Raw genomic sequence first — 22,729 nt, 5'->3', positions numbered from 1 at the left:
CAAATAAATACGAGAGTCTTACATGTTAGAGTACGTCAGTGGATTGTGGCAGACCTTTTTACACAGACCTGATTTTTGGGCCGTTTTGAGTATTATTCCCGTAACGGCTTTTGTCACATGGGCACATGTGTGGATGGCTTTAAAAATGGTATTTTACCCAATTAAATTTTGGGGATTCCATTTAGGACCATTGCCGGTAGGTTGGCAAGGTATCGTGCCACGTAAAGCAGGACGTATCTCTGGGATTATTACCGATAACACTTTATCTAAATTAGGTTCATTGCGTGAATTTTTAGAAGCAATGGATCCTGAAGATATGGCGCGTATTATTGGTGAACAAGTCGGTTTTGAACTTGAACATCTTATTGATGAAGTCATGATCGATCGTAATGCCGTACTTTGGGAAAATTTACCTTATTCAATTAAACGCCGTATTTATGCTCAAGCACATAAGCAATTGCCAGGTGTGTTAAAAGAATTAGTGACTGAGCTGACCATGAATGTAGAGTCACTGGTTAACATGCGTGAAATGGTCGTGAGCCAGATGGAAGGTGATCGCCGTTTAATGGTACGTATGTTCTTAAAGGTTGGTCAAAAAGAAATTAATTTTATTTGGCATATTAGTGCACTAATTGGGATGTTCTTTGGTATTTTCCAAATGGTGGTTTGGTTTGTAGTACCATGGCACTGGACAGTACCATTTTGGGCTGCAATTTGGGGCTTTTTAACTAACTGGATCGCAATCTGGATGGTGTTTAACCCAATTGAGCCGCATTATATTCGTTATCCACAGATTTTTAGATTAACAAAAGATCGTAAGTTTCCATGGATTGTACCAGTTCTTCGAATTGGGACCTATAATGTCCAAGGCGCTTTTATGAAGCGTCAAGAGGAAGTCTCTGATGTGTTTTCGAGCGTAGTCACAGAAGATCTGATCACTTTAAAATCGATTATGACCGAAATGATGTACGGGCCGCGTAAAGATAAAACGCGCCGCATTGTTAAGCGTCATATTAACGAAATCATGGAAACACCGTTAGTTCGCACCTCTTTACAGCTTTCTTTAGGGCCAAGAGAGTACGCAAGATTAAAGACGGACTTGATTGATCGTTCAATTGAAATTACGATGGGACCCGTATGTGACCCAGCACTGAACGCAAGCCGGGCACAGAAGATTTTTCAAATGTTTAAAGAGCGTATTCGTGAACTAACACCAAAAGAATTTCAGAATTTATTACGTCCTGCATTTCAGGAGGATGAGTGGATTCTTATTGTACTAGGTGGGGTAACCGGATTTATTGCTGGTACAATACATTTGTTTGTGGCTTTCTTATAATTCGATGTCAGGCAGGATCTATTGAAGATTAACGAGACTTTTTCTGCCGGACTTCATATTCATTGTTTTAAATGAGGATGTTTTTTATGCGCATTATTTTACTCGGACCACCTGGAGCAGGCAAAGGGACTCAGGCTCAGTTGATCTGTAAGCGCTACAATGTCCCACAAATTTCAACCGGTGATATGCTCCGTGCTGCGATTCGTGAAGGTACTGAATTAGGTCTAAAAGCTAAAAGTGTAATGGAATCTGGTGGTTTGGTTTCAGATGAACTTATTATCGGTTTAGTAAAAGAACGTATTGCTCAACCTGACTGTGCAAATGGCTGCATTTTCGATGGTTTCCCACGTACTATTCCACAAGCTGAAGCTTTGGAAAAAGAAGGGATTAGCATCGATCACGTGATTGAAATTGATGTCCCTGATGAAGAAATCGTAAAACGTCTTTCTGGCCGTCGTCAGCATCCAGCTTCTGGTCGTGTTTATCACACTGTATACAATCCACCTAAAGTGGAAGGTAAAGATGATGAAACTGGTGAAGATCTTGTTCAACGTCCAGATGACCAAGAGGAAACAATCCGTAAACGTTTAGCGTCTTATCACACTGAAACAGAGCAATTGGTTGGTTTCTACCAAGGCCGTGCTGCTTCTGGTGAAAATGCGCCAACTTATGACAAGCTTGATGGCTTGCGTACAATTGAAGATGTACAAAAAGATTTGTTCAACATCTTAGACAAATAATTTAATATTGTTTGTGATAATGAGCCCTCTTTGTGAGGGCTCTTTTCTTTCATTAGGTGCAGGAGAACAATATGAAAATCATATTGATTTTGGTGGTATTGCTGAGTCTGGCACTATTAATATTTTTGGCTTTTCAAAGCTACAAAATGCTAAGACAGGTTCAAAGACAAGCAAAAGAAGAGCGTAATGAAAAAAAGCGTCTAAAGTAAGTTTGATTGGGTATGATCCCTATACCCAACCTATTTTTAAGCTTCAATATTTTTAATGGCAATTTGCTTTTGTGCGCCAAATTCAAAACGATCAGGCCAGTTACAGACATCAGCAACAACACATTCTGCACATTTAGGTTTACGGGCGATACAACAATAACGACCGTGCAATATGAGCCAGTGATGCGAATCTAAAATAAATTCTTTAGGAATAACCTTAATTAAGCGGTGCTCAACTTCAAGTACATTTTTACCTATTGCTAAACCAGTTCGATTTCCCACTCGGAAAATATGGGTATCGACAGCCATAGTCGGTTGTCCAAAAGCTGTATTTAAAACAACATTTGCGGTTTTACGTCCGACACCCGGTAAAGCTTCCAAGTCTTTTCTATTGCTTGGAACTTCGCCGTTAAATTGTTCCATTAAAATCTTACAGGTCTTAATGACATTTTCTGCTTTAGCGTTGTAAAGGCCAATTGTCTTGATATATTCCTTTAACCCATCTACGCCCAAGTTATAGATTTTCTCTGCTGTATTCGCCACAGGGTAGAGCTTATCAGTTGCTTTATTAACACTTACGTCGGTCGCTTGAGCTGACAACATAACTGCAATCAGTAGCTCAAATGGAGATGAATATTTTAACTCGGTTTGAGGTGAAGGTCGTTGTTCGCGAAGGCGTTCAAAGAAAATTTGAATCTGCTTTTTCGTCATATTCTTGACGGCCATTCAGACCTCCTGTAATTGTATGAGTTGCTGTTGAAGTTCTTCAAGTTGAAGACGTTTTTTAGCATCTTCATGTACACTGAGTTGTTTTTCCAGTTTCTTAATTTGCGTACGAATTTTCGCTAACTCAATTGTAGTTTTTGCATCAGTTGACACAACTTCTTTGGGTTTCTCGATGAGCTCGATTGAAGGTACTTCATCAAGTGCCTGAGAGAACTGGGCAAACAGTTGGGTATCAATTTCAGCACGTACTACAGGCCCTTTACGGTGAGTACGACGTTTTTCTTCGCGCTGAATGTGAGCGTAATAACGTTGTCTTAAATCATTTTGTTCAGCGATACGCTGTTGCTCATTTGGTAATACTTGCGTGTCTTCGACCAAATCAATGCAATCTACCGGACAAGGTGGAATACATAACTCACAACCTGTACATAAGTCAGTCAAGATGGTATGCATGAGCTTACCACTTCCAATAATAGCATCTACAGGGCAAGCACTAATACATTTGGTGCAACCAATACATTCATCTTCTCGAATAATCGCTTTCATTCGCTGAGGGCGCCCATCGGCCTGTACAGGCCATACGCTAGTTTCAGCGGTTAACACAGGACGATTTAATAGATTTGCGAGTGCATCGGCTACAGGCTGACCACCTGGAACGCATTTATTTGCTTCTTCACCTTCAGCAATCGACTTTGCGTAGGGTAGACATCCATCACGATGTCCACATAAACCACATTGTGTTTGTGGTAATAACGCATCAATCTCGCGTATGAGAGAAATAGATGAATTCATAGTGGGCAAATAGCTTGGTTAAAACGATGCGATAATGAAGAAAAACCTAAGTAAGGTCAATGGATTTTAACGAATTTATTGGCTTTTTGATTGACCTAAAATGTAGCTAATATTGCACAATAATAGATCAATAAAAATGAAAAGATAAATGACTATTTCTTATTTGTAAGTAGTTTTTCTAAAAATAAGTTTTTGATAATTAAGATAAATAAAATAATTTAAAATAAGTATTGTTAAAATTGATGGAAAGGGATTTAATATTTTGCTGCTAAATGATGCATTTAAAAATGTATTGCACCAATTTAATTCATTACTATGCTGAGGACCGTGCATTGAAATACAACAACCTGAATGAATTCCTGAATTACGTGCAAGCGCGTGATCCGCATCAACCTGAGTTCTTACAAGCTGTCGAAGAAGTCATGACGAGTTTGTGGCCATTTATTGAAAAAAATCCGGAATATGCAGAGCAGGGATTACTAGAACGTTTGGTTGAACCAGAGCGTGTGATTCAATTCCGTGTTTCATGGATGGATGATCAAGGCCAGACTCAAGTTAACCGTGCTTTCCGCGTTCAATACAATTCAGCAATTGGTCCATTCAAAGGTGGAATGCGTTTCCATCCATCGGTCAATCTATCAATTTTAAAATTTTTAGGTTTTGAGCAAACCTTTAAAAACTCACTTACTACTTTACCAATGGGTGGCGGGAAAGGTGGTTCAGATTTTGATCCTAAAGGTAAATCTGATGCTGAAATTATGCGATTCTGTCAGGCATTAATGATTGAGCTTTATCGCCATTTAGGACCCAATACGGATATTCCTGCGGGTGATATTGGCGTGGGTGCACGTGAAGTTGGTTATATGGCAGGTATGATGAAAAAGCTGAGTAATGACACCGCTTGTGTCTTTACCGGGAAGGGAATTTCATTTGGTGGTAGCTTAATGCGTCCTGAAGCAACTGGTTATGGTACGGTTTATTTTGCAGAAGAAATGCTAAAAGCCCGTGGACAATCTTTTGCTGGTAAAACTGTTTCCGTTTCAGGCTCTGGTAACGTCGCACAATATGCGGCAGAAAAGGCGATGTTCTTAGGGGCAAAAGTTGTTACTTTGTCGGACTCAAACGGCACAGTTTATTTAAAAAATGGTTTTACAGATGAGTTGCTTACTGAAGTAATGGAACTGAAAAACGTTAAACGTGGTCGTATTTCCGAGTTTGCTTCTAAACATGGTTTTGAATATTTTGAAGGAAAAACGCCTTGGCATATTCCTGTTGATATCGCTTTGCCGTGTGCTACACAAAATGAATTAACAGGTGAAGACGCTAAAACACTTATTTCTAACGGTGTCATTTGTGTAGCTGAAGGCGCTAATATGCCATCTACACTTGAAGCAGTTAAACATTTTATTGAAGCTAAAATTTTGTATGCGCCAGGTAAAGCATCTAATGCGGGTGGTGTGGCAACTTCTGGTTTAGAAATGTCTCAAAATGCAATTCGTTTAGGCTGGACCCATGCTGAGGTCGATGAACGCTTACATGCAATCATGAAAGATATTCATGCCAACTGTGTAAGATATGGTACTAAAGAAGACGGTACTGTGAACTATGTAGACGGTGCCAATATTGCAGGTTTTGTAAAAGTTGCTGATGCAATGCTTGCTCAAGGTATTTTCTAAGATAGAAATAAAAAATCCGATGCATAAGCATCGGATTTTTTTAGTCTAAAAACTTATTTTTTAGGTTTTTTAACTAACTCTTGTTCTACAACCATATCTAATACATCTGCTTGACTAGATTGGTCTGCAGCCGGATTTTTCACTTCAAAACGTTTTACACGCAAAATTACGCGTTGGTCTGGTTTGTGTTCAAAACCTTCGATTTGACCGTAATATAATGACCAGTTTTTGTCTGCGTAAGTTTTAACGCCTTTGTCATCATATTTAATTTCACGAACTTGCATACAAGTTTGTGGCGCAACACCAGTACAAGATTTAGTTTCTGGAGCTACTTCTAGGAAAACAGTTTTTCCTTCAGATTGATATTTTGCTTCAGGTGTCATTTTACCTGTGAAAGTATATTTCTGGCCTTGAGCATCAGACACTGTCAATGTTGGTTGATCAACATTTGTAGTATTGAGTTCAAATGGAATTGCACGTTTTTGGAAGAGGCTACTAGAGAACTGTTCCTGTTTCATTAAAGCAGGTTCACACGCCATCATCGTCGACATTACGTCAGCTGTTACAATCGTATTATTTTCAACTTTCCAAGTTGTTCCTTGGCGGTTACAACCTGTTGCGATAGATAAACGGTCATTTGTAAAGTTAAGAACGATTGGCTTTTTAGTATTTTCAGGCTGATATGACCAAGAGTAATCTGTTAAAGCTTGAGTATTAACTGCTTTTTGACCTTGGAAAATGTGTTTTTGACCAGCTTTATCTGTCACCGTTAAAATCACCTGACCATTAGTGTTGCTAATTTCAATTGGTAATTTTGCTTCATTAAAGATGCTAGTAGAAAGTTGTTCTTGTTTCATTAAATCATCTTGGCAAGCCATCATCGTTGAAACAAGATTAGAAGTAACAAGTTGGTTGCCTTCAACTTTCCAAGTACCGCCTTGGCCATTACAGCCCGTATTAATGGCTAATTTACCATCTGCATTAAAGTTAAGAATAAGTGGTTTAGAAGCTTTTACATTTTGATAAGTCCATGCATATTCACCTAAAGTGGTTGCAAGGTTTTGTTGTTGCTCAGAAACAATTGGAGCAGGAGTATTAGTAACTGTTTGACACGCCATCAAAGAAAAAGGTAATAACGCAAGAATTAAATATTTAATTTTCATTTAAAAACTTCAAGTAAAAAAACAACAGTAATAAGCTTAAAACATTCTTAAAAAAAGAAAATGTAAACATTTGATTGTTTCGGTTTTTAAAATGTATAAGTTTGTAAATTATTCTAATTTTCAACAAAAATAATGGTATACCCCGCAAAACGGGGTATTTCTTAATAATTAATCAAAACGATAGATATCCATTCCTAATGAGCCCATTGTGAAGCTACTATGAACAATCGTAAAGCGATTGCCTGTACCCATAGCAAAAAACAAAGGTGCAAAATGTTCAAGCGTAGGGTGGTTACGTTTCACAAACGGCAGTGATTGCCAGTCTAAAACTCCATCATAATCTTGATGGGAAAGCTTATTAACGACAGTATTTCTAAAAGTTGAAGCCCATTCAGGAACTTTAGAGTTGTCTCCTTGCCAAGATAACTCTGCAAGATTATGAGTAATACTTCCCGAACCAATGAGTAAGATTTGTTTATCACGTAAAGGGGCAAGCGTTTGTCCTATACGATAAATTTCTTGTGCACTTAAATTTGATGGCAAAGAAATTTCGACTACAGGAATGTCTGCATCTGGGTACATATGCAATAAAGGCATCCATACGCCATGATCACGAGGACGGGTACTATTGGCATGTGCAACAAAGTGAGCATCGGCCAATAATTTTAAGATTTCTTCTGCTAATGCTGGTTCGCCAGGCGCACTGTAGCGAATTTCATATAATTCTTTAGGAAATCCACGGAAATCATGCCACGTTTCAGGACGAGTCGAAATGCTCACTTCAAGTGCTTTACTTTCCCAGTGCGCAGACATCACAATGATTGCCTTAGGTATAGGAAGATTTGTGCCTAAACGGTGTAGAGCAGGTCCCACTTGTTCTGGATCAAGTGCAAGCATGGGCGAGCCATGGGAAATAAACAGTCCAGGAAGGGTTTGTAGTTCCATTTCATTACACCTGAGTTGAAAAGCAGAATAATAGTCATTATGCCAAAATCAGGACATGTTAAAAGTATCCTGATTTCAACGGATTGTTCTTAAAATGAAACGTTTGTTCTTTTTATGCACGGTGATAAGGATGATTATGATTAATGCTCATCGCTCGGTAAAGCTGCTCGATTAATAAAACACGTACTAAAGGATGGGGCATGGTAAGTTTTGAGAGTGACCAATGCCAAGCGGCAACTTTACGTACCTGATCTGACAAACCATCTGGACCGCCAATCGCAAGTGCTACATCATTACCCTCAAGCATCCATTGTTTCATTGTATCAGCTAATTTTTCTGTACTTAGTTCCCGACCACCAACTTCAAGAGCAATTAAGGTTTCATTGGGTTTTAAAGCATTTAAAATACTTTCGCCTTCAATTTGGCAATACTTTAAAATATCCGCTTCTGAATCATTCTTACCACGTTTGGCCATAGGTAGTTCAATAACTTGGGTTTGAACAAAAGGTTGGATGCGTTTGAAATAATCTTCAAAACCAGTAAGAACCCAAGCAGGCATTTTTTGACCAATGGTCAGAATACGAATTTTCATGTTATCTATTCATTCAAATACAGCTGGCGCATTATACCTGATGAATGAAAGTATCTGACGATCTAAAAAGCTGGTATAAAAAACGCAGTCCAAAAAAACAGTGTTGGACTGCGATCAAATGATCATCTGTCTGGAGTTCAGATGATCATAGAGAATAAAAACAAGGCTATCTAAGAATTAGATAGTTAAGAGTACTCATTTATTTAAATACTCTTATTACCTATTATGAGGATGGTTGGATATTTTTCAATCAAATTGTGTAACAAAAAAAAGAGAGCCGAAGCTCTCTTTTTTATATTTTTAATTAGTGACGTGCTGCTTTTGAGCCTTCCACCGGTTTTACAATCGGTGTTTTAGGTAAAGGCTTTGGCATCGAAACTAATGCTAAAGGTAAGATGTCATCAATACTTTTCACAGCTTTGATTTCTAAACCTTCTTTAACATTCGCAGGAATTTCTGCTAAGTCACGAACGTTATCTTGAGGAATAAAGACAAGCTTGATTCCACCGCGGTGTGCTGCAAGAAGTTTTTCTTTTAAGCCACCAATACGCATTGCACGACCACCTAAGCTTGTTTCACCAGTCATTGCAATATCTGGACGAATTGCAATACCTGTAAATGCCGATACAAGCGCAGTTGTTAATGCTAAACCAGCAGATGGACCATCTTTTGGTGTTGCACCTTCAGGTAAGTGAACGTGTACATCAGTTTCTTCAAAACGAGAAGCTTCAATACCTAATTCATCGGCACGTGTACGCACTAAAGTCATTGCTGTAGTAATAGATTCTTTCATTACGTCACCGAGTGAACCAGTCGTAATGAATTTACCTTTACCTTTAACAGCTGCAACTTCAATGGTAAGTAACTCACCACCTACAGATGTCCAAGCTAGACCATTAACGCGTCCTACTTGTGCTTCATCTTCTGCGATACCGAAGTCAAACTTGTGTGGACCTAAGTATTCTGGAAGATTGGCAGAAGTCACATCAAGTTGTAAGTTTTTAGACTTTTTACTTACTGCTTCTTTTACCACTTTACGCGCAATTTTAGATACTTCACGTTCTAAACTACGTACACCAGCTTCACGTGTATAACGTTGAACAATGTCACGAATCGCTTCTTCATGAATTGTTAACTCTTTTGGACGTAGTCCATTGTTCTTAATTGCTTTTGGAACAAGGTAACGTTCAGCAATGTTAACTTTCTCATCTTCGGTATAACCCGGTAGACGAATAACTTCCATACGGTCAAGCAAGGCTTCTGGAATATTCATACTGTTTGCAGTACAGATGAACATCACTTCAGATAGATCAAGATCAAGATCTAAATAGTGATCGTTGAACTTACTGTTTTGTGATGGATCTAATACTTCAAGCAATGCAGAAGCAGGATCGCCGCGGTAGTCTTGCGCCATCTTGTCAATTTCGTCGAGTAAGAACAATGGGTTCTTCACGCCAACTTTTGTTAAAGATTGCACAATTTTACCTGGCATCGCACCAATATAAGTACGACGGTGACCACGAATTTCTGCTTCGTCACGTACACCACCGAGTGCCATACGAACAAATTCACGACCAGTTGCTTTCGCGACCGACTCACCAAGTGAAGTTTTACCTACACCAGGAGGGCCTACTAAACAAAGAATCGGGCCTTTGAGTTTTTTCACACGCGACTGAACAGCTAAGTATTCAACAATACGGTCTTTTACGTCATCTAAGCCGTAGTGATCTGTATCGAGAATTTCCTGTGCTTTCGCGAGGTTAATACTCACTTTGCTCGCTTTATTCCACGGTGTATCTAAAATTACTTCTAGATAGTTACGTACAACAGCTGCTTCACTAGACGCTGGTTGCATTGCTTTAAGCTTACGGAACTCAGCTTCAGCTTTTTTACGTACGTGTTCAGGTAAATCAGCTTCAGCAAGACGTTTCTCTATTTCAGCAACGTCATCTTCAGCACCGCCATTCATGTCAGAAAGTTCACGTTGAATGACTTTCATTTTTTCATTTAGAAAGTATTCACGTTGATTTTTTTCCATTTGGCGTTTTACGCTGTCATGCAAAGTTTGTTCAATTTGCTGTTCAGCAGATTGATTTACCAAGTAGCTCATAAGCTCTTGCAAATGTGCTTCAAACTCATCGTGCTCTAAAAACTTCTGTTTAATTTCAATATTTAGAGGCACACGTGTTGCTACGAAGAACATGAGTTGTAGCAAGTCTTCAATTTTATTAGCCGCAGCAACGAGTTCGCGTGCATTACGTAATTTTGCTTCAGCATATTGAGCAAATAAAGTACGCAACTCTTGCAAACGAGTTTCTTGAGTAGCTTTATCTACGTTAATTGTCATTGGACTTAAGCTGTGTTCAGCAGTCAAATGGCTATCTTCATCGATAATCTTTTCAAGTTTAGAGCGATGTAAACCTTCAATAAGTACTTTAATGCAGTTTTCATCATTTTCATGATTTACGACTTGAACAATCTTAGCGACAGTTCCGTACTGATAAAGGTTATCGTGATCAATTTCTTCTGTAAGCGAATCTTTTTGCGCAACTACAAATACTAAATTGTCACTGTTACGAGCCACATCAACTGCATTGATCGATTTTTCACGACCCACGAATAACGCAATTTGCATGTGTGGGTAGACCACTACATCACGTAACGCTAAAAGTGGTAATACACTTGGAACCTGAGGCTCTAAGTCAGTTTTTTCATTCATAATAAGTTCAGACATGGGCACTCCTAATGAGTGACAACGAGGTTGCCATGTTTTTTATAGTGATGTGTATTTCAAAAATTACAAGGGCCTCTCTATAGAAAATGTGGAAAAAATGACTAATTTAGTCAACTTTTTTATTAAAATATTATGAATCAACAGATTAATTCTTAAGAAGAATAAAATTTTGTAGAAAGGATAGGTAATTTAGCTTAATAATTATGAAATATTCATATAGTAAAAAAGACGTTTGGATGGAAAACAACCATTTTCTTATGTCATTTGTCGGCATTGTATAATAACAATAATGCAAAACTTATTTAATATTGAACGTTAAATAGCCATGTTAATATAAGTTGGTAAATCGGTCTGTCACGTAGAAGTAACCATCCTTAGGGTGGTTACTTTTATGATTTTAGGGGCATTAAAAACTTAAGACTAATTTTAATTTTCTATAAATATTATCTTTTAAAATAATAAATATGTTGAGGGGTGAGTAAAGCATCTAAGGGTTGATCCCAACTTTGACGTTTTAAAGTATGTTCAATAAATTGAAATTGATGAGCTAACCCTAAACGATAAGGCTTATGTTTTGCACTAGCCAATGTACGGTCATAATAGCCGCCTCCCATACCAATACGCGTACCGTATTGATCACAAGCTAAAAGTGGCATTAACAGTAAATCAAGTTTTGATACATGTTTTCCTCTTGTTGCCATGGGTTCTTTCATACCCAATGGATGATGAGAAAAACGTCGATTTACATATTGGTTTTTAGATATTCTTACCCAGACTAAACGTTGGTTCATAGAACAAATCATAGGTAAATAAACTTGTTTATTCTTTTTAAAACATAACTCTATGAGAAGCTCTGTGTGAACTTCTCCAAAGGCATGCAAATATAAACCAATTTTTTTGGAAGAATGAAAAATAGGGAGGATGTTTAGATGATGAAGAACATTAAGCTGAGCCTGTTTTTGCTCAAATGAGCTTAAAGAACGTCTTTTAGATCTTAAATTTTTTCTAATAAAGCTGAGTTCATTCATGTATAAATCTAACTAAGATTAAAGATCAGTCGTGCAAAATTATACCTATTTTTCCACTGTTTTATGGAAATAGAAGGGTAATTCGAAAATAACTTAAATTCGTTAGAGGAGTAGTCATAAATTGTTCTGATCTATTGTGTTTAACTATTAAAAATTCTATTTCTTTACGTATTGTCAGTATTTCTTTACATTTAATAAGGTTAAGTATATTTAAAAGATTAATGCAGAATTGTTAAGCCTATGAAGTTGAAAATTTTAACCATTACAATAAGTGCTGGTCTGCTACTTGGTGGATGTACGAAACAAGCCGAACCTGAAGCGGCGGAAGTTGATTATAAAGCTCAATTTGAAGAATCGGATCGTAAAATAGGAGAGTTTTTAGATCAACTAGATAACCCGAATACGCCTCAAGAAGTTAGAGTCAAAATCTTATGTCATGACTATCCAGAAGTTTATAAGACCCAATATATGCCTGCCTTAATAAAAATTTCGCCTAAACCTTATACCGAAGAGAAATTATTAGCGGATTTGAAAAGTGCGACTGACTATTATAAGGATGCTTTTGCGATTAGATGCACTCAATAATTTTGTATTGAATTTAATCTCAAAAAATAAGATAAGTGTGAATTGATTGGCGTTATTGTATTGTGATAAATTTTCTTCTGTCTTTATAAGTGAAAGTTTAGGGGATTTAGATATGGAAATCTTAAAGTTCTTACAGAGTTTTAATACGGTTGGTACATACTTAACGATCGCTTCAACCGTTTTAGTAGGTCTAATTATTTATTTTTATGTGATTAATCCAGCATAAACACCTTTAAAAGAAATAGGGATCAATTTCCTATTTCTTTGTTAAAGATAAAATTCTGTAATTAATTTAAAGCTATAAAAATAAGGTAGGTATATGAAGTTTAAATTATTTTTTCTTGGTTTTTTAGCTTTGGGTTGTTATGCCGATGAAAGTGTAAGTGATCCCGAAATTTGTAATGTGGTAAAGAAAGTTTCTTATACTGTCATGGAAGCGCGTCAACAAAAAGTCCCATCTGAAGACTTGCAGCATATAGCGAACAGCCTTGAAGATCCAAAGGCAAAAGAACTTTATCAAGATTTAATTACTTCTGCTTACTCAACCAAAGTATTCAAGACCAGCTTCTTTAAAAGAAAAGCGATAGAAGATTTTCAAACAGCTTGGTATCAAGAATGCCTGAGTAGAAAAGAAAAGTAACTTTGACGGCAGAGATTCATTGATCTCTAAAATAATAATGTTATGAATTATTGAATGCTTGAGAGAAGTATCGTACTGACAGGTCTGTATGAAAGGATGAGTGTTCTGAATTTTATTATTTAACTAAAAATAAATGCTCCGAAGATGCCGCTGCATGTGTCGTTACCCTGAACCCGACGAGTTCAAGGTGGACGCGACGTATACTTGCTGGGTTTCCTACTCGAAGGTAGGCATACACTCTAAATATACAGAACGCAATCCATAAGTTTAAGTATCGGCAGGGGAATAGACCCGCTGGCGAACATCCCAGAGATAGCTTAAGTATAACCGATCTGACTATGTTGGCAATCACTTGAGTCTATGGAACTGTAAACTTAGTTTGCGTTTGATGAAGCTTTGTACATTGAACGTGGATAAAACGATATTCAACCGTAATGAATAGTCAAAAATAAAAAAGCCTTGCACCTATGATTTATAGAGCAAGGCATTTTGTGGTAATCAAAGCTTGTTAAATAACCTGTTCCACATCTTCTAAAATTGTTTGTAGTAGGCGTTCACAGTGAGTGTATTCCTGCAAAGATTTATTAAGACTCAGCACTTCTTGAGTTAACTGTAGAGCGACCATAATGACTAGTTTGTTGTGCTCAACACGTGGGGCACTACGGCGCATGTCATTAAATTTCTCATTGAGAAGTTGTGCTGCGCGTTCAAGTTCATCTTTTTTATCTGAGGTAGTGGCAAGTCTAAAAGTCTGCTCAATCAGCCTAAGCTCTACCATGACTTGTTCACTCATGATTGGATCTCCTCACCAGTTTCAGCATTAGGATGGGCAAGTTGCTGGATTTCTTGAGCGTGTTGGTCTTGAGCAGTGCCCAAAATTCCTAAACGCTGAATAATGGCTTCAACTTTTGATTTGGCAAGCTCATTTTTTTGTAACAAACGGTCACGATCTTGTTGTAAATCATGCAGCTCTTGTTGGGTTTGACGCTGATGGGCTTGTAACTTTTCTTTTGCAACACGTAATTCATTTCGTTCTGCAAGAATTTCTTGAAAACGATTTTTTAAATCAGTCGTACTTTTTTCTAATCGGCTATAACGTTCGGCAAGTGTGTTAGCATCTTGATTCAATTGTTGAAATTGGCCTTTTAACTGAGAAAGTTGCTCAGTTACCGACTCAATTTCCTCTTGTTTTTTAGTGATAATACTATTTTTTTGCACAACTTGTGCGTGATGCTCTGTTTCAGCCAGTTCTTTAGCTTCTGAGAGTGCCGCATGTTCACTCTCTAAATGATGTAAGCGTGTTTTTAAAACGCTAATATGCGCTTGTAGCCGCTGTAATTGTTCTAACATAACGAGGTCGCACAGAATTGCAATCAAAGGTAATATATACAAAGTATAGAGATTGGATAAACGAATGCAAGACGATATTTCAGGCTGGACAGATTGGAACGCTCATTTTGAAGGAATTGAAGAAATTTCAAGCCCTAGTGAGTTACATGGTCTATTAACAGGTATTGTTTGTGTGACAGAAGCGCCTACGCGTGAAGAATGGTCACAAATTTTAACAACCCTTAATGTGCCAGAGTTAAGTGAAGATGCTTTAGCGCTTTTGACTGACGAAGCAGAAGATGTGGTTCATGCTTTATCTGAAGATGAATTAGATTATTTACCAATGCTTCCAGATGATGAACATCTACTTCAAGAGCGTGTGCAAGCACTATCTGATTGGTGTGCGGGTGTTGTATTAGGTTTCGGTTTGGCATCGGGTCATGTTCGTGGTGATGAGCGCGAATTGATTGAACACCTTCAAGATGTTGCTGCAGTAGAATTTGAAGATTCTGACAATGATGAGGAAGGCGAAAGCAGCTACGAAGAATTGTATGAATTTGTACGCTTGATCCCTGTAAGCTTGTCGATTGGTAGAAAAAAAATCACTGTAGCTGAAAGTTCTTTATTGAAAAACTTTCATGCAAAAAGTAAAAATGCTGCTCTAGGTACAGATCAGAATATTGTAGAAATGTTCACACCACATCGTCCAAGCTAATTGAGGCGATGTGTTATTGGTTGTATTTTATTTTTTTACTTTAAAATTCTAAATCAAGTAGATCATTATGAAATTGCCTCAAGCTGATTTTCAACATCGTAGAGACCGTTTAGCAGAAAAAATGGGTCCTAACAGTATTGCAATTATTGCAACGCGTGAGGAGATGTACCGTAATCGTGATGCGGATTATAAATTCCGTGCCGATAGTAGTTTTTTCTATTTGACGGGCTTTGCTGAGCCTGAGGCAGTTGCAGTTATTGAAACTTTTGAGGATGTAACTGACTATAGCTATAGTCTTTTTTGCCGTGAGCGTAACCGCGAGATGGAAATCTGGAACGGTTACCGTGCCGGAATTGACGGTGCAATCGAAGACTATGATGCAGATGAAGCCTATGCAATTGATCTGCTTGATGAAGAAATTATTGAAAAGTTATTAAATAAAGAACGCCTTTATTATCGGATTGGGCAAAATGCTGCGTTTGATGCACGAGTGAGCCAGTGGATTAAAAAAGCAGATGCTGAGCATCGACATCAAGGTGCTCCAGCCCAATTAGTTCAACTTGATCGCATTATTGATGAAATGCGTTTAATCAAGTCACCACAAGAACTTGAGCTGATGCAAACCGCTTCAAAAATTAGTGCTCAGGCACATACCCGCGCGATGCAAATGGTGCGTCCAGGTATGATGGAATATGCGCTTGAAGCCGAGCTCAATTATATATTTGGGCAAAACGGCTGTGTCCCGTCTTATAACAGTATTGTTGGTGGTGGGGCTAATGCCTGCATTTTGCACTATGTTGAAAATAACCAACTTCTTAAAGACGGTGATTTAGTCTTAATTGATGCTGCATGTGAATATGAGTTCTATGCCTCAGATATTACCCGTACTTTTCCGGTCAATGGTAAGTTTAGTGCTGAACAAAAAGCATTATATGAAGTTGTATTGGCTTCTCAATATGCAGCGATTGATGCAGTACGCATTGGCAATTCGTACCGTGAGCCTCACGAAGTAGCTGTTAAAATTTTAACTGAAGGCTTAGTTGCTTTAGGCTTACTCAAAGGTGATGTTAACGAACTTATCGAAAACGAAGCATACCGTCAATTTTATATGCATGGTACAGGCCATTGGTTAGGAATGGATGTACATGATGTCGGGTCTTACAAAAAAGGTGAAGATTGGCGTCAATATGAAGAAGGTATGGTCGTTACCGTTGAACCCGGCCTATACATTGCACCAGACGATGAAACTGTAGATAAAAAATGGCGTGGTATTGGTATTCGTATTGAAGATGATGTGGTCGCAACCTCGAAAGGACCACGAGTTTTAACTGCTGATGTAGTTAAAAATATTGCAGATATTGAACATTTAATGGCGCAAGCTAAATCATAATTAAACGTATTCGCCAAAGGAGCACAACTCGATGCAACAACAAGTGATTATTGTAGGTGGGGGAATGGTTGGACTTAGCCTTTCACTCATGCTGGCGAAGGCTAATATTGCAGTAAAGCTGTTAGAAGCTGTGAAATACCCAAACTATGATGATCAAAATGTTGCCCCTTATCATTCCAGTTTTGATGCGCGTAATACGGCTTTATCACGTCGTAGCGTCCAGATCTATCAGAAGCTAGGGTTATGGGATGCATTACAGCAGCACGCGACTCCAATTTTACAAGTTCACATTACTGAACAAGGCAGTTTTGGTAAGGCAAGATTAATTGCAGAACAAGAAAAAGTAGAAAGCTTTGGGCAGGTGATTGAAAATGCTTGGCTGGGTCGTGTTTTATTGACTCAAGTACGTCAGCAACCTTTGATTGAGCTGATTGATGGTGTTCAAGTGACTGCTTTAACTCAAGATGCTGAGCAAGTACATATTGAGGCCAAGCGTAGTGATGAGGTTTTAAAACTTGAATCAAAACTATTAATCGCCGCAGATGGACGTGACTCTTTCTGTCGTCAGGCAATTGGCGTCGGTGTTGATGTTCATGATTATGATCAGGTTGCAATTGTCACTACCGTCCAGACTTCAAAACCCCATGAGCAAGTAGGTTTTGAGCGTTTTAGTGCATTAGGTCCTTTAGCGTTGTTGCCTTTACCGGGTGAATATCGCCGTTCGGTTGTATGGCCTGTTAAAAAAGGCACTGAAAGTGAGTGGTTAGGCGATGAAAATGATCAGCATTTCTTAAGTGCTTTACAACAAACTTACGGTGACCGAGCTGGTAAATTTGAAAAAACCGGCAAACGCTTTAGTTATTCGCTTTCACAAGTGCTCGCACATAAACAAGCTGTAGGTCGTGTTATTTTGATGGGTAATGCAGCGCATACAATCCATCCTGTTGCAGGACAAGGTTTTAACCTATGTCTACGTGATGCGGATGTTTTAGTGCGTTATTTAGTAAACCAGCTAACCGCTTCTGACGATATCGGTAACCCAGATAATTTACTGGCTTATGAACAAGCTCGTTTGTCAGATCAACAACGAGTGATTAAGTTCTGTGACACCGTGGTTCGTGGTTTTAGTAACCAAAATCCATTATTAAAATTAATACGTAATACGGGATTAATTGCATTTGATGTCATTCCAGGTGTTAAACCACTGGTAGCGAACTATGCAATGGGGCTAAAAGCATGAGTGAAGTGTTAGATGTTGTCATTGTTGGTGGTGGACTGGTTGGTGGTTTAACAGCTTTATTACTTGCGCAAGGTGGTGTACAGCCTACTGTGCTTGATGCTGCTCCTATACTGGATGTTGAAAAAACACTAAGTGTGATGAACCCGCGTGTTTTAGCACTGAGCCAAGCGACCATTCATTTACTTAAAACTGTCAATGTTTGGGATGATCTAGCACGTCAAATGCCATATACAGGCATGCAAGTGTGGAATCTGAATGGCTATGGTGAAATTAATTTCGGCCATGAGTCTGTACAAAGACCAATGCCAGAACAGTCCTTAGGTTCTATGGTTGAGCCAAGTGTATTGAATGTTGCCATTCAGCAAAAAATGCTTGAACAGTTAACAGACTATCGCACTCAAGTTCGTGTGACTCGGATTGAGCAGGGAGTTGGGTGTTGGCATATTCAATTGGCAGATGGTACGACACTTAAAACAAAACTGCTGATTGGTGCAGATGGTGCCAATTCATTTGTACGTGAACAAGCCTTTATTGACCTAGATGCCTTAGATTACAAGCAAGCAGCGATTAGTTGTGCCATTAAAACATCAAAACCCCACAATCATGTTGCTCGTCAAATTTTCTTACCTACAGGGCCTTTAGCCTATTTACCGATGGCTAGTCTTGAAGAAAGTGAAAATGGCTACTGGCAGTCAATTGTCTGGACACTACCTGATGATTATGCCGATGAATATTCTGCTTTAACCGATCATGAGTTTATGCAGCTTTTAACCCGAGAAAGCCAACATATGTTGGGTGAAGTATTAGATGTACGTTCAAGAGCACAATTCCCGCTCAAAGCGCGCGCCGCAAAACAGTATGTGAAAGCTGGTTTAGCTTTAATTGGGGATGCAGCACATGTTATCCATCCACTTGCTGGACAAGGCGTAAATATTGGTTGTTTAGATGCAGCCGTACTCTGTGATGCATTACTACATGACTTAGGGCGTGGTGCATGGGCAAATGAACAGACACTACTACGTTATGAGCATCGTCGTAAAGGCGAAAATGACGCAATGATGCATAGCATGTCAGCAATTGGCTGGTTGGAAAGTAGTGAGCTATTTCCATTTATCTGGGCTCGGAATGTGGGACTCAAGCAAGTTGAACAAATTTCCTTCTTAAAAGAGCGTTTTATGCAACAAGCAAACGGTTTAGGGTCTTTACAAAACACCCAGTATAGTCGTTAAAATAATTACGAAGTTTATGCTCTACTGGTCTAAATAAATATCAGTAGATATTTTTTAAACAATCATTTATATATCATTACCAATTGGGTTGAAAAAGATACACATTTGACCAATTTGGCTCTTTGCTAAATGCAAAGAGATTGCTAAATTTCTGAGGTCTTAGGACCATAGCGATGATGCAATAGAAATCATTCTGGGGAGTGAAAAATGTCAGATATCAATGATTATGAAGATGCAGAAGATTCTGCTGTAGATGAAGATGAAGCGAAGGCAGCTGAAAGCGGTGCAGCTGATGAAGAAGCAAGCAGTATTAATGATACTGATATTGCTGAGGCAGAAACACTGACTGTGACTGCTAAGCAAAAACAGCGCCAAGCGCTAGAAGATGAAGTTGCCGCATTTTTAGCTCGAGGGGGGAGAATTACTGAAGTTCCTCCAGATGAACATAGCGACCATTAATCCTAAAAAGCATCACATGAGTGATGCTTTTTTTATTTTTAAAGAGAGTTTTGAAGTTCTTTCAAAATCCCGCATTCATCTACTGTTCGGTTGGTAGAGCAGTGCTGTTTTAAATCAATCAAAGATTCTTTTAAAAGTAATAATCGTTCGATTTTTTCTGATACTTCTTTTAAGTATTTATCAACTAAATTATCAATTTCTGTGCAGGCCTGTTTAGGCTGAGTTTTCATTTCTTTTAACGTTTTAATATCACTCAGTGAAATATCTAATTCGCGGCAATGTTTAATAAATAAAAGGTCTGCAAGTGTTTGTTCGGTGTAAACACGATAATTATTTTCTGAACGTTGGATGCGATCAAGTACACCTACTTTTTCGTAATAACGGATCGTATCAATTGGAATATCCGTTTTTTTTGATAATTGACCAATAGAAAGACTCATAAGACTTGACTCTGGAGCTACTCAAGGGTTTTTAATCACTATAAAAGAGTTTTTGAGGAAATAAAATGGCTGGATGTGGTTGTGCTTCAACATGTTCTCCTTCAAAGAAGGTGAGTCCACGTTTTAGAAAAGCATTATGGATTGCACTTGTGATCAATGCCTTAATGTTTGTGGTGGAAATATTGGGAGGTTATAAGGCCCAATCTGTTTCACTTTGGGCAGATGCATTGGACTTCGCCGGAGATGCAGCAAACTATGCACTATCTTTAGTCGTTCTTTCGATGAGTTTATATTGGCGTGCAACTGCGGCATTACTTAAAGGCATAACGATGGCTGCTTTCGGCATTTTTGTTATTGCGAAAGTGGTCTGGTCGTATTTTTATGGCGTTTCACCCGAACCAATGGTGATGGGGGCAATTGGTGTAATGGCTCTAATTGCTAACGTTTCTGTCGCGCTTATGCTTTATGCATTCCGTGATGGTGATGCCAACATGCGCTCTGTTTGGTTGTGCAGTAGAAATGACTCAATTGCCAATATTGCGGTAATTTTAGCGGCGGTTGGGGTATTTGGAACAGGCAGTGTATTTCCTGATTTATTGGTTGCCTTTGTCATTGCATACTTGGGTGTATCCTCCGGCTATGCTGTTATAAAACAGTCACAACAAGAAAGAAAACAGGCAAGAGTTATAGTTGCCAGTGAAGCTTAATACTAAAGAGTAATAAAAAAGGATCTTTTTATGATCCTTTTTTTAATTTTAAGCCGTTAAAACAAGAGGGTTATAGCGATACTCCACATAACGCAACCAATAATGAAATCTAAAATTTTCCAAGCTTTGGGATTGGTAAATAGTGGCTTTAATAATCTTGCACCATAGCCTAGACTAAAAAAGAAAACCCAAGAGGCAAGAATGCTGCCCAAAGCAAAACTCACTTTATCTTCAAGCTGAGTTGCAACTGAACCAATCAGAACAATAGTGTCTAAATAGACATGAGGATTAAGCCAAGTAAAGGCAAGACAGGTCACTAATGCTTGAGTTAATGTTTGTTTTTGACTGCTATCAAGGTCCATACTTTGGGTAGTCTTAAATGCAGCATAAAATGCTTTGGCACCGTAAACTAATAAAAACGTTGCTCCTAAATATTTAGCTACGGTAATTAAGATAGGTGATGCCGTCATGATTTCGGCAAAACCTAATACACCACAGGCAATTAAAATTGAGTCGGACAGAGCGCAGATTAAGCACAACCAAAATACATATTGCTGTTTAAGTCCTTGTTTTAGGACAAAAGCATTTTGAGCTCCAATTGCTACGATAAGCCCACTGCCAATACCGAAACCTTTAAAAAATATACTAAGAGATAACATAACAATAAGGTGAAAAAATCAGATGTGGGAATTATCTGACTTTTTATTAAGAAATAAGTAAAATTAAGAATATTTAGGTTTGGCTAAAAAAAATTTAGGCTTGATATGTTAGATAGCAAACAGTGTGAAGCCTTTCTTGCAGTAGCAGAATTGGGAAGTTTTGATGCGGCAGGGGAGCATTTATATATTACGCCATCAGCAGTGTCCTTACGCGTACAAGCTTTAGAAAAGTATTTAGGACAAATACTCATTATACGGGGCCGCCCTTGTGTGCTCACTCAAGCAGGGCAAACTTTATTACAACATTTACGGCATACGAGGTTAATGGAGCAAAATTTATTACAAGGTTTGATGGGAAAATTATCAGAATCTGAATTTTATAAAATTGCTCTAGCTTCAAATGCAGATTCATTAGCTACTTGGCTTTTACCAAATATTCAGCAAACGCTTTTTAAAGAAAAAATAGTATTAGAACTAAAAATTGATGATCAATCTCACACGCACACTTTATTGGAGACAGGACAAGTCAATGCCTGTATTTCGGCAGAAGAGCAGGTCATGTCAGGTTGTTTAGCTCAACCACTAGGAAAAATGCGTTATAAAATGTTGGCCTCTGCTGAATTTGTAAATAAATGGTTCAGTGCTGGAGTGAATAGAGACGCATTAAGAAAATCACCAGCAGTTATTTTTAATCATAAAGATTTAATGCATTCAGAGGTTCTATTAAAAGGATACGGTTTACCGATGCAAAGTTATCCTTATAGTTTTATTCCAGCAACAGATGCTTTCGTCAAAGCAATTCAATTAGGTTTAGGCTATGGCATGGTGCCCGAATTGCAGGTTCAGCCACTACTCGAAAATGGAACACTTGTTGATATTATGCCTGAAGCCGAACTTGATGTTCCTTTATATTGGCACCACTGGAAAAGACAGTCGCAGCAACTTGATGTATTAACCGAGACGATTGTTCGGTCAGCAAAACATATCTTGAGATAAATTTAAGTCCGTGAGCGGGCATAAAAATTTGAAACATGCTGAATATAAAACTCTATATCTTGTGTTGAGTAACCTAAAAGTTGTCCGATTCTACGGTCAAGCTCTAAGCGATCTTCGAGTTCAGTTTCCTTTAGTGATTTTTCAATACATAACACAAGTTCATCTAAATCTGCTAAAGGTGCATTTTTATGGATCAGCATAATTGAAAATGGTAAAGGTAAAGAGGTTTCAATATCTTTACTCAGCATAGATAAAGTGCCTTGCTCGAGATGCTCTAAAAACTCGGTAGGTAATAGATCATAAAATAAAGCGATAGGTTTCTCGCCTAAAAGTAATAATTCTAGTTCACACTCTTCATGCGGCCCAAGTTTTCCAAGCTGTACAGTCATGTAAATACTC

At 38.2% G+C, this 22,729-nt stretch carries 26 protein-coding genes and 1 other RNA gene; 14 read left to right on the top strand and 13 right to left on the bottom strand.

Going from position 1 to position 22,729, the window contains the following annotated elements:
• Nucleotides 1-22 precede the first annotated feature (22 nt).
• The 3 genes from KTJ10_RS09685 (at nt 23) to KTJ10_RS09675 (ending at nt 2,285) form a co-directional block, all read left to right on the top strand.
• Nucleotides 23-1,336: a membrane protein gene (locus KTJ10_RS09685; protein ID WP_005070566.1), complete on the top strand. Its 1,314-nt coding sequence runs from the start codon at nt 23-25 to the stop codon at nt 1,334-1,336.
• 86 nt (nt 1,337-1,422) lie between these two features.
• Entirely contained in the window at nt 1,423-2,076 is a 654-nt protein-coding gene (adk, locus tag KTJ10_RS09680) for an adenylate kinase (protein ID WP_002117671.1), read from the top strand.
• Nucleotides 2,077-2,147: 71 nt separating this feature from the next.
• Nucleotides 2,148-2,285 (top strand): hypothetical protein, encoded by a 138-nt coding sequence (locus KTJ10_RS09675; RefSeq protein WP_327742271.1) that lies wholly within the window; start codon nt 2,148-2,150, stop codon nt 2,283-2,285.
• Nucleotides 2,286-2,321: 36 nt separating this feature from the next.
• Here KTJ10_RS09675 and nth read toward each other — a convergent pair whose 3' ends face one another.
• Complete coding sequence (gene nth / locus KTJ10_RS09670; protein WP_017398664.1) at nt 2,322-3,011, bottom strand: endonuclease III; 690 nt, start codon at nt 3,009-3,011, stop codon at nt 2,322-2,324.
• Nucleotides 3,012-3,803, bottom strand: coding sequence for an RnfABCDGE type electron transport complex subunit B (locus KTJ10_RS09665; protein ID WP_262441897.1), 792 nt, complete (start codon nt 3,801-3,803; stop codon nt 3,012-3,014).
• 272 nt (nt 3,804-4,075) lie between these two features.
• On the opposite strand from KTJ10_RS09665, the gene gdhA reads away from it, so the two are divergent.
• Entirely contained in the window at nt 4,076-5,479 is a 1,404-nt protein-coding gene (gene gdhA / locus KTJ10_RS09660; protein WP_262441896.1) for an NADP-specific glutamate dehydrogenase, read from the top strand.
• Nucleotides 5,480-5,532: 53 nt separating this feature from the next.
• Here gdhA and KTJ10_RS09655 read toward each other — a convergent pair whose 3' ends face one another.
• From KTJ10_RS09655 to KTJ10_RS09635, 5 genes are all read right to left on the bottom strand, one after another.
• The gene (locus KTJ10_RS09655) at nt 5,533-6,642 is read right to left on the bottom strand and encodes an META and DUF4377 domain-containing protein (RefSeq protein WP_101663922.1); all 1,110 of its coding nucleotides are present in this window, start codon (nt 6,640-6,642) and stop codon (nt 5,533-5,535) included.
• A 168-nt stretch (nt 6,643-6,810) separates the two neighbouring features.
• Nucleotides 6,811-7,587: a DODA-type extradiol aromatic ring-opening family dioxygenase gene (locus KTJ10_RS09650; RefSeq protein WP_005075524.1), complete on the bottom strand. Its 777-nt coding sequence runs from the start codon at nt 7,585-7,587 to the stop codon at nt 6,811-6,813.
• 112 nt (nt 7,588-7,699) lie between these two features.
• On the bottom strand, nt 7,700-8,179 hold the full coding sequence (gene rlmH / locus KTJ10_RS09645) for a 23S rRNA (pseudouridine(1915)-N(3))-methyltransferase RlmH (protein WP_014206094.1): 480 nt from the start codon (nt 8,177-8,179) through the stop codon (nt 7,700-7,702).
• 304 nt (nt 8,180-8,483) lie between these two features.
• Complete coding sequence (lon, locus tag KTJ10_RS09640) at nt 8,484-10,913, bottom strand: endopeptidase La (RefSeq protein ID WP_002117591.1); 2,430 nt, start codon at nt 10,911-10,913, stop codon at nt 8,484-8,486.
• A gap of 443 nt (nt 10,914-11,356) precedes the next feature.
• The gene (locus KTJ10_RS09635; protein ID WP_202732823.1) at nt 11,357-11,941 is read right to left on the bottom strand and encodes a 5-formyltetrahydrofolate cyclo-ligase; all 585 of its coding nucleotides are present in this window, start codon (nt 11,939-11,941) and stop codon (nt 11,357-11,359) included.
• A gap of 240 nt (nt 11,942-12,181) precedes the next feature.
• On the opposite strand from KTJ10_RS09635, the gene KTJ10_RS09630 reads away from it, so the two are divergent.
• The 3 genes from KTJ10_RS09630 (at nt 12,182) to KTJ10_RS09620 (ending at nt 13,166) form a co-directional block, all read left to right on the top strand.
• On the top strand, nt 12,182-12,526 hold the full coding sequence (locus tag KTJ10_RS09630) for a hypothetical protein (RefSeq protein ID WP_182917487.1): 345 nt from the start codon (nt 12,182-12,184) through the stop codon (nt 12,524-12,526).
• Nucleotides 12,527-12,638: 112 nt separating this feature from the next.
• Nucleotides 12,639-12,752 (top strand): hypothetical protein, encoded by a 114-nt coding sequence (locus tag KTJ10_RS09625; protein WP_002117788.1) that lies wholly within the window; start codon nt 12,639-12,641, stop codon nt 12,750-12,752.
• A gap of 93 nt (nt 12,753-12,845) precedes the next feature.
• The gene (locus KTJ10_RS09620; protein ID WP_262441895.1) at nt 12,846-13,166 is read left to right on the top strand and encodes a hypothetical protein; all 321 of its coding nucleotides are present in this window, start codon (nt 12,846-12,848) and stop codon (nt 13,164-13,166) included.
• A gap of 131 nt (nt 13,167-13,297) precedes the next feature.
• On the opposite strand, the gene ssrS is transcribed toward KTJ10_RS09620, so the two are convergent.
• The 3 genes from ssrS to KTJ10_RS09605 all read right to left on the bottom strand — a co-directional run bounded on the left by ssrS (nt 13,298) and on the right by KTJ10_RS09605 (nt 14,516).
• Nucleotides 13,298-13,482, bottom strand: a non-coding RNA gene (gene ssrS, locus KTJ10_RS09615) — 6S RNA.
• Between the two features lie 192 nt (nt 13,483-13,674).
• Nucleotides 13,675-13,959 carry a cell division protein ZapA gene (locus KTJ10_RS09610; RefSeq protein WP_005070547.1) on the bottom strand — a complete coding sequence of 95 codons (285 nt, stop codon included), beginning with the start codon at nt 13,957-13,959 and terminating at the stop codon, nt 13,675-13,677.
• The gene (locus KTJ10_RS09605) at nt 13,956-14,516 is read right to left on the bottom strand and encodes a hypothetical protein (protein ID WP_002117619.1); all 561 of its coding nucleotides are present in this window, start codon (nt 14,514-14,516) and stop codon (nt 13,956-13,958) included. Before KTJ10_RS09605 ends, KTJ10_RS09610 begins: the two co-directional genes overlap by 4 nt.
• Before the next feature lie 64 nt (nt 14,517-14,580).
• Between KTJ10_RS09605 and KTJ10_RS09600 the strand changes: the two genes are divergently transcribed.
• The 5 genes from KTJ10_RS09600 to KTJ10_RS09580 all read left to right on the top strand — a co-directional run bounded on the left by KTJ10_RS09600 (nt 14,581) and on the right by KTJ10_RS09580 (nt 19,528).
• The gene (locus KTJ10_RS09600; RefSeq protein WP_130173730.1) at nt 14,581-15,210 is read left to right on the top strand and encodes a UPF0149 family protein; all 630 of its coding nucleotides are present in this window, start codon (nt 14,581-14,583) and stop codon (nt 15,208-15,210) included.
• 67 nt (nt 15,211-15,277) lie between these two features.
• Nucleotides 15,278-16,600 carry a Xaa-Pro aminopeptidase gene (gene pepP, locus KTJ10_RS09595; protein ID WP_262441894.1) on the top strand — a complete coding sequence of 441 codons (1,323 nt, stop codon included), beginning with the start codon at nt 15,278-15,280 and terminating at the stop codon, nt 16,598-16,600.
• A 31-nt stretch (nt 16,601-16,631) separates the two neighbouring features.
• Entirely contained in the window at nt 16,632-17,840 is a 1,209-nt protein-coding gene (locus KTJ10_RS09590; RefSeq protein ID WP_262441893.1) for an FAD-dependent monooxygenase, read from the top strand.
• On the top strand, nt 17,837-19,069 hold the full coding sequence (locus KTJ10_RS09585; protein WP_262441892.1) for an FAD-dependent monooxygenase: 1,233 nt from the start codon (nt 17,837-17,839) through the stop codon (nt 19,067-19,069). Before KTJ10_RS09590 ends, KTJ10_RS09585 begins: the two co-directional genes overlap by 4 nt.
• A gap of 207 nt (nt 19,070-19,276) precedes the next feature.
• Nucleotides 19,277-19,528 carry a hypothetical protein gene (locus KTJ10_RS09580; RefSeq protein WP_002117665.1) on the top strand — a complete coding sequence of 84 codons (252 nt, stop codon included), beginning with the start codon at nt 19,277-19,279 and terminating at the stop codon, nt 19,526-19,528.
• A 38-nt stretch (nt 19,529-19,566) separates the two neighbouring features.
• Here KTJ10_RS09580 and KTJ10_RS09575 read toward each other — a convergent pair whose 3' ends face one another.
• On the bottom strand, nt 19,567-19,968 hold the full coding sequence (locus KTJ10_RS09575) for a Cd(II)/Pb(II)-responsive transcriptional regulator (RefSeq protein WP_262441891.1): 402 nt from the start codon (nt 19,966-19,968) through the stop codon (nt 19,567-19,569).
• A 65-nt stretch (nt 19,969-20,033) separates the two neighbouring features.
• Between KTJ10_RS09575 and KTJ10_RS09570 the strand changes: the two genes are divergently transcribed.
• Nucleotides 20,034-20,675 (top strand): cation transporter, encoded by a 642-nt coding sequence (locus KTJ10_RS09570; RefSeq protein WP_170248927.1) that lies wholly within the window; start codon nt 20,034-20,036, stop codon nt 20,673-20,675.
• Between the two features lie 56 nt (nt 20,676-20,731).
• On the opposite strand, the gene KTJ10_RS09565 is transcribed toward KTJ10_RS09570, so the two are convergent.
• Nucleotides 20,732-21,334, bottom strand: a complete 603-nt coding sequence (locus KTJ10_RS09565; protein ID WP_262441890.1) for a LysE/ArgO family amino acid transporter — start codon at nt 21,332-21,334, stop codon at nt 20,732-20,734.
• A 105-nt stretch (nt 21,335-21,439) separates the two neighbouring features.
• Between KTJ10_RS09565 and KTJ10_RS09560 the strand changes: the two genes are divergently transcribed.
• Complete coding sequence (locus tag KTJ10_RS09560) at nt 21,440-22,330, top strand: LysR family transcriptional regulator ArgP (RefSeq protein ID WP_262441889.1); 891 nt, start codon at nt 21,440-21,442, stop codon at nt 22,328-22,330.
• A gap of 2 nt (nt 22,331-22,332) precedes the next feature.
• Here the strand turns inward: KTJ10_RS09560 and KTJ10_RS09555 are convergent, their stop codons facing one another.
• Nucleotides 22,333-22,719: a hemin receptor gene (locus KTJ10_RS09555; protein ID WP_262441888.1), complete on the bottom strand. Its 387-nt coding sequence runs from the start codon at nt 22,717-22,719 to the stop codon at nt 22,333-22,335.
• Between the last annotated feature and the right edge of the window lie 10 nt (nt 22,720-22,729).

The organism is Acinetobacter sp. WU_MDCI_Abxc222 (genome assembly GCF_025514755.1).
Taxonomy (GTDB): Bacteria; Pseudomonadota; Gammaproteobacteria; order Pseudomonadales; family Moraxellaceae; genus Acinetobacter; species Acinetobacter geminorum.
The sequence above is the reverse complement of the archived record's forward strand: the minus strand, read 5'-3'. Positions and strand labels throughout refer to the sequence as shown.

Bases quoted from the DNA above. Each gene is read 5' to 3' on its own strand.
- KTJ10_RS09685 (WP_005070566.1), top strand. From the start codon at position 23: ATGTTAGAGTACGTCAGTGGATTGTGGCAGACCTTTTTACACAGACCT.
- adk (WP_002117671.1), top strand. From the start codon at position 1,423: ATGCGCATTATTTTACTCGGACCACCTGGAGCAGGCAAAGGGACTCAG.
- KTJ10_RS09675 (WP_327742271.1), top strand. From the start codon at position 2,148: ATGAAAATCATATTGATTTTGGTGGTATTGCTGAGTCTGGCACTATTA.
- nth (WP_017398664.1), bottom strand. From the start codon at position 3,011: ATGGCCGTCAAGAATATGACGAAAAAGCAGATTCAAATTTTCTTTGAA.
- KTJ10_RS09665 (WP_262441897.1), bottom strand. From the start codon at position 3,803: ATGAATTCATCTATTTCTCTCATACGCGAGATTGATGCGTTATTACCA.
- gdhA (WP_262441896.1), top strand. From the start codon at position 4,076: ATGATGCATTTAAAAATGTATTGCACCAATTTAATTCATTACTATGCT.
- KTJ10_RS09655 (WP_101663922.1), bottom strand. From the start codon at position 6,642: ATGAAAATTAAATATTTAATTCTTGCGTTATTACCTTTTTCTTTGATG.
- KTJ10_RS09650 (WP_005075524.1), bottom strand. From the start codon at position 7,587: ATGGAACTACAAACCCTTCCTGGACTGTTTATTTCCCATGGCTCGCCC.
- rlmH (WP_014206094.1), bottom strand. From the start codon at position 8,179: ATGAAAATTCGTATTCTGACCATTGGTCAAAAAATGCCTGCTTGGGTT.
- lon (WP_002117591.1), bottom strand. From the start codon at position 10,913: ATGTCTGAACTTATTATGAATGAAAAAACTGACTTAGAGCCTCAGGTT.
- KTJ10_RS09635 (WP_202732823.1), bottom strand. From the start codon at position 11,941: ATGAATGAACTCAGCTTTATTAGAAAAAATTTAAGATCTAAAAGACGT.
- KTJ10_RS09630 (WP_182917487.1), top strand. From the start codon at position 12,182: ATGAAGTTGAAAATTTTAACCATTACAATAAGTGCTGGTCTGCTACTT.
- KTJ10_RS09625 (WP_002117788.1), top strand. From the start codon at position 12,639: ATGGAAATCTTAAAGTTCTTACAGAGTTTTAATACGGTTGGTACATAC.
- KTJ10_RS09620 (WP_262441895.1), top strand. From the start codon at position 12,846: ATGAAGTTTAAATTATTTTTTCTTGGTTTTTTAGCTTTGGGTTGTTAT.
- KTJ10_RS09610 (WP_005070547.1), bottom strand. From the start codon at position 13,959: ATGAGTGAACAAGTCATGGTAGAGCTTAGGCTGATTGAGCAGACTTTT.
- KTJ10_RS09605 (WP_002117619.1), bottom strand. From the start codon at position 14,516: ATGTTAGAACAATTACAGCGGCTACAAGCGCATATTAGCGTTTTAAAA.
- KTJ10_RS09600 (WP_130173730.1), top strand. From the start codon at position 14,581: ATGCAAGACGATATTTCAGGCTGGACAGATTGGAACGCTCATTTTGAA.
- pepP (WP_262441894.1), top strand. From the start codon at position 15,278: ATGAAATTGCCTCAAGCTGATTTTCAACATCGTAGAGACCGTTTAGCA.
- KTJ10_RS09590 (WP_262441893.1), top strand. From the start codon at position 16,632: ATGCAACAACAAGTGATTATTGTAGGTGGGGGAATGGTTGGACTTAGC.
- KTJ10_RS09585 (WP_262441892.1), top strand. From the start codon at position 17,837: ATGAGTGAAGTGTTAGATGTTGTCATTGTTGGTGGTGGACTGGTTGGT.
- KTJ10_RS09580 (WP_002117665.1), top strand. From the start codon at position 19,277: ATGTCAGATATCAATGATTATGAAGATGCAGAAGATTCTGCTGTAGAT.
- KTJ10_RS09575 (WP_262441891.1), bottom strand. From the start codon at position 19,968: ATGAGTCTTTCTATTGGTCAATTATCAAAAAAAACGGATATTCCAATT.
- KTJ10_RS09570 (WP_170248927.1), top strand. From the start codon at position 20,034: ATGGCTGGATGTGGTTGTGCTTCAACATGTTCTCCTTCAAAGAAGGTG.
- KTJ10_RS09565 (WP_262441890.1), bottom strand. From the start codon at position 21,334: ATGTTATCTCTTAGTATATTTTTTAAAGGTTTCGGTATTGGCAGTGGG.
- KTJ10_RS09560 (WP_262441889.1), top strand. From the start codon at position 21,440: ATGTTAGATAGCAAACAGTGTGAAGCCTTTCTTGCAGTAGCAGAATTG.
- KTJ10_RS09555 (WP_262441888.1), bottom strand. From the start codon at position 22,719: ATGACTGTACAGCTTGGAAAACTTGGGCCGCATGAAGAGTGTGAACTA.